Origin of the sequence: Streptomyces sp. MUSC 14, assembly GCF_001866675.1 — a bacterium.
Taxonomy (GTDB): domain Bacteria; phylum Actinomycetota; class Actinomycetes; order Streptomycetales; family Streptomycetaceae; genus Streptomyces.
In genome coordinates this window covers 1-1,504 of the sequence record NZ_MLYN01000116.1, presented here as the reverse complement: position 1 = coordinate 1,504, position 1,504 = coordinate 1, and the positions used below count along the sequence as shown (strand labels likewise).

Below are 1,504 nucleotides of genomic sequence, written 5' to 3'. Positions count from 1 at the left end.
CGGACTTGAGGTGGCACCGCGGACGGCGGCCGGACTGCAGAAGCTGGCCGACGAGCGCGGGATGACCATGTCCATGGTCGTACAGGCCGCGCTGGGCGTGCTGCTGGGCAAGCTGGGCGGCGGCGTCGGCCACCGCGGTGTCCGGGTCGGGCTCCACGTAGGCCACCAGGCGCTGGTCGCCCTTCTGGTCCTCGCGGACCACGACCGCGGCCTGCTTCACGCAGGGGTGCCCGGTGAGCACGTGTTCGATCTCGCCGAGTTCGATGCGGAAGCCGCGGACCTTGACCTGGGAGTCGGTACGGCCGAGGTACTCGACCTGGCCGTCCTTGTTCCACTTGACCAGGTCGCCGGTCCGGTACATCCGGGTGCCGGGCTCGCCGAAGGGGCAGGCCACGAACCGCTCGGAGGTCAGCCCGGTCTGCCCCAGATAGCCGCGCGCCAGGCAGACGCCGGCCAGGTAGAGCTCGCCGGCGACCCCCGGGGCGACCGGGCGCAGCGCGGCGTCGAGGACGTAGACCTGGTTGTTCCAGATCGGCGCGCCGATCGGCACCCGGTCCGCGCCCGGCACGTGCTGCCAGCCGGTGACCTCGACGGTCGCCTCGGTGGGGCCGTACAGGTTGTTCGCGGAGCAGCCGGGCAGCAGCTCGACGAACCGGTTGGCCAGCGCGGCCGGGAACGCCTCGGCCGCGACCTCGATCCAGCGCAGGCTGGAGCAGTGCGCGGCCGACGGCTCGGTCACGAACGCCGACAGCAGGGACGGCACGAAGAACGCGCCGGTCACCCCCTCGCGCTGGATCAGGTCGGCCAGATAGGCCGGATCACGGCGCCCCTCCGCGCTCGCGACGACGACACAGGCACCCATCTGCAGGTTGGAGAACATCTCCGGCACCGACGCGTCGAAGCTCGCCGACGTGCTCACCAGCATCCGGTCCTCGACCGTGACGTCGAAGTGCTCCAGACCCCAGGCGATGCGGTTCATGATCGACCGGTGTTCGACCGGCACGCCCTTGGGCCGGCCGGTGGAACCGGAGGTGAAGATGGCGTAGGCCGTGTTGTCCGGCGACAGCGTCCGCCCGGGGTTCGTCCCCGGGTAGGCGGAGACGTCCGGAAGGTCCTCGGTGAGCACGACCAGCGGCCTGGCGCTGTCCAGGATGTGCCGCACCCGGTCCTCGGGCAGTTCGGTGTCCAGCGGCACGTACGCCGCACCCGCCTTGACCACCGCGTAGACCGCGACGAGCAGCTCGACCGAACGCGGGATGCGCACCGCGACCAGCGTCTCGGGACCCGCGCCCTGCTCGATCAGCCAGTGCGCCAGCCGGTTCGCACGCCGGTTGAACTCGCCGTAGGTCAGCGTCTCCCGCTCGGCGATCACCGCGACCCGCTCCGGCTCACGCGCCACCTGCGCCTCGAAGGCGTCCGGCAGGGTACCGGCGGCCACCGGATGCGCGGTGTCGTTGACCCGCCGCACCAGCCACTCCCGCTCGTCCTGCCCCAGCACCTCGAT

The 1,504-nt window shown here is 71.7% G+C and carries 1 protein-coding gene; it reads right to left on the bottom strand.

Annotated elements, in window-relative coordinates:
- Positions 1-1,504: amino acid adenylation domain-containing protein (locus tag BIV25_RS45525; protein ID WP_143076839.1), on the bottom strand; the 1,504-nt coding region annotated here is incomplete at both ends.